Annotated in this window: 3 protein-coding genes; 1 reads left to right on the forward strand and 2 read right to left on the reverse strand. The window is 55.3% G+C overall.

What is annotated here, in order from left to right:
- Positions 1–77: 77 nt before the first annotated feature.
- Positions 78–488, reverse strand: coding sequence for a type II toxin-antitoxin system MqsA family antitoxin (locus C5O18_RS09575; protein ID WP_105193398.1), 411 nt, complete (start codon positions 486–488; stop codon positions 78–80).
- A gap of 1 nt (position 489) precedes the next feature.
- Positions 490–792 carry a type II toxin-antitoxin system MqsR family toxin gene (locus C5O18_RS09580; protein ID WP_105193400.1) on the reverse strand — a complete coding sequence of 101 codons (303 nt, stop codon included), beginning with the start codon at positions 790–792 and terminating at the stop codon, positions 490–492.
- A 225-nt stretch (positions 793–1,017) separates the two neighbouring features.
- On the opposite strand from C5O18_RS09580, the gene C5O18_RS09585 reads away from it, so the two are divergent.
- Complete coding sequence (locus C5O18_RS09585; RefSeq protein WP_420884490.1) at positions 1,018–1,185, forward strand: hypothetical protein; 168 nt, start codon at positions 1,018–1,020, stop codon at positions 1,183–1,185.
- Positions 1,186–1,402 lie beyond the last annotated feature (217 nt).

Below are 1,402 nucleotides of genomic sequence, written 5' to 3' on the forward strand. Positions count from 1 at the left end.
ATGACAGCAGCGGCTACTCCGGGCCGTCGCTGTAATCACTCCGAAAGCGGCTTGAAGGCACGACAACCCCAGGGAGTTCAACGCAACTCGCTTAAGAGCTCAGGATGCTTGTCCAGCAGCCGGAAAAGCGCCCAGGTGGACTTGTGCGGCTGCGTATGGCCGCGCTCGTACTCCGAGAACGCCGATGCGCCGCCTCCGAATATTTGACCAGCCTCGGCCTGCGTGAGCTTCAGGCGGCGGCGAATCTCGCGCAGTGCCTGTGCCTTACGCGCAGTGACCTGCTCACGCGCTTCGGCTAATGCAGCGCTGTAGCGTGCGCCTTCGCCTGCATCAAACTCAACCTCGCCGCAGACTGGGCAATGCCAGCCAGACACAGCAGCGACAGTGAATGATAGGCCATCGATAGTTGTCGTGAGGTCACGTGCCTCATGTACCAGCTCAATGCCGTCATCGCACTGCAAGCAGAATCGGGAAGTGCACTTCGTCATATCAAAGCTCCTTGAACTGGATGACCACCGCGCCATCACGCAGGGTCAGCTTGATGTAGGCCATGCGGTCATTCGGGCAGGCGGCACGGTACACGTCTTGCCACACCCGATGATCGGCATGGGTCGTCATGCTCTTGTAGAGCATGGAGGGCGTCAGACTTAGTACTACGGCAACGGCCTCAGCAGCGTTCAACCCCATGGCGTCAGCGCCCATCTGGGCGGTGCGGGTTAATGAGTCGATGCCGTTCCGGGCAACAACCCCCTGGACATCGCTCAATTTGTAGTGGGCTATGCGCTTTTCCATGTCTTTTATTTTATGGAATCCATAAATTTATTGCAAGGTCAGAGGTCAATGAGGCTCGTGCGTGGCGTTGGAGGGTGCCGGTCAAAAATTTCTCATGAATTTTTCAATCGTATTTAGTTAGTTGATAGATTTTTATAATTATTTGTTATGCTTTGAATAGAGGGTGTCCTAGATTTTGTGTAACCGGTCTACCCAGCGACACTGTCGCATCAGACCGGAGTCACCATGAGCAAGGACAAACATCCCATCACCGACGCGCTGCTTGATCAGCTCCTCGCCAACTACCAGAAGCCCGAAGATCTGATCGGTGTCGACGGGCTCCTCAAGCAGCTGACCAAGAACTTGTCTACAGCGACCGCTACGTGCGCAACCCGCATGTGGTCAATTTGCTGATCAGCGTGATCCACGAACTGGGCCGCAGTAGCGAAGCAGACTTTGCCATTCGCATCCTCGGTAGCCAGTACCAGCGAGAGGACAGGCGCTCGCCTTGGCAGTGCTGGCATGATTGGCAAAAAATGAGGGGAGGCGTTTAAGATATTGGCGAGAGGCCCGAAGCGCTTTGAGGCGATAACAACTGATGAATACTCTGACGCTACTCTCACCACTCTCC

The sequence above is a fragment of the Amnimonas aquatica genome (assembly GCF_002943415.1).
GTDB classification, from domain to species: domain Bacteria; phylum Pseudomonadota; class Gammaproteobacteria; order Pseudomonadales; family Moraxellaceae; genus Perlucidibaca; species Perlucidibaca aquatica_A.